This window comes from Herbaspirillum sp. VT-16-41, from assembly GCF_001994935.1.
Taxonomy (GTDB): domain Bacteria; phylum Pseudomonadota; class Gammaproteobacteria; order Burkholderiales; family Burkholderiaceae_D; genus Herbaspirillum; species Herbaspirillum frisingense.
Genome location: NZ_MUXB01000047.1, coordinates 1 through 1,182 on the forward strand (window position 1 = coordinate 1; position 1,182 = coordinate 1,182).

Consider the following 1,182-nt stretch of genomic DNA (forward strand, 5'->3'; position numbering starts at 1 on the left):
TGACCTGCTCCCCGAGATTAGTACGGCAATGATGTAGAGTCTGCCCCATACGGAGGCAGCATGAAGAAACGATTTACCGAAGAGCAAATTATCGGCGTACTCAAGGAAGCCGAAGCCGGTATGAAAGTAGCCGAGGTTTGCCGGAAGCATGGCATCAGCGACGCGACGTACTACAACTGGAAATCCAAGTTCGGCGGGATGACGGTATCCGAAGCCCAACGGCTCAAGGCTCTGGAGGCCGAGAATGCCAAGCTCAAGAAGCTGCTGGCAGAAAGCCTGCTGGACAACGCTGCGCTAAAGGATGTTCTCGGCCGAAAGTGGTAAGCCCGCAGGATAGGCGAAGCGCCGTGACGCACATCATGCATGTTCACGGTCTAGGCGTAACCCGTGCCTGCGGGCTAATAGGAATTTCTCGTTCCTTGTATCACTACGAATCCCGTCGTCCTGACGATGAGGAGTTGCGTCAGCGTCTTTGCGAACTGGCGGCCATAAAACGCCGATATGGCTATCGGCGTCTGCATGTATTGATGCAGCGGGAAGGATGGCAGGTCAATCGAAAGAAGCTGCTTCGGGTGTATCGGCAGGCAGGCCTGAGCGTCAGGCGCCGCAAGAGGAAGCGGATTGCGGGCGTGGAGCGGCAATTGAAGGTTCGGGCGACCATGCCCAATCAGAGCTGGTCGATGGACTTTGTATCGGATGGATTGGCTGATGGTCGCCGATTGCGCTGCCTGAACATCGTGGACGACTTCACCAAGGAGTGTCTGGCTATCGAGGTTGATACGTCGCTGCCAGGCACGCGGGTCGTATCGGTGCTGTCGCGACTATCAGAGCTTCGAGGATTGCCGCAATCGATTACCATCGACAACGGCCCCGAGTTCGCCGGTAAGGTGCTCGATGCCTGGGCCTATGCACACGGATTGAAGCTGAACTTCATTGAACCTGGCAAGCCGCAGCAGAATGCCTACATCGAGAGTTTCAACGGCAAGTTTCGGGATGAATGCCTGAATGAACATTGGTTTGTTTCGATGCGGCATGCTCGGGAAGTCATTGCCGCCTGGCGACGAGAATACAATTTTGAGAGGCCGCATAGTTCCCTTGGGTACCTGACGCCGCAACAGTTTGCAGAGACTTTTTTAACCGCAGACTCCAAGTCGTTCTCGTACTAAATTGGGGAGCAGGTCA

1 protein-coding gene is annotated in these 1,182 nt (G+C 55.2%); it reads left to right on the plus strand.

Features of this window, described 5'->3' with window-relative positions:
• The first annotated feature begins 60 nt into the window (after window positions 1–60).
• Window positions 61–1,166, plus strand: a protein-coding gene (locus tag BTM36_RS04010) for an IS3 family transposase (RefSeq protein WP_217349544.1) whose coding sequence is annotated in 2 segments (ribosomal slippage) — window positions 61–307 and window positions 307–1,166 — 1,107 coding nt in all. Because the reading frame shifts where the segments join, the coding sequence is not laid out codon by codon here.
• Window positions 1,167–1,182: the final 16 nt, after the last annotated feature.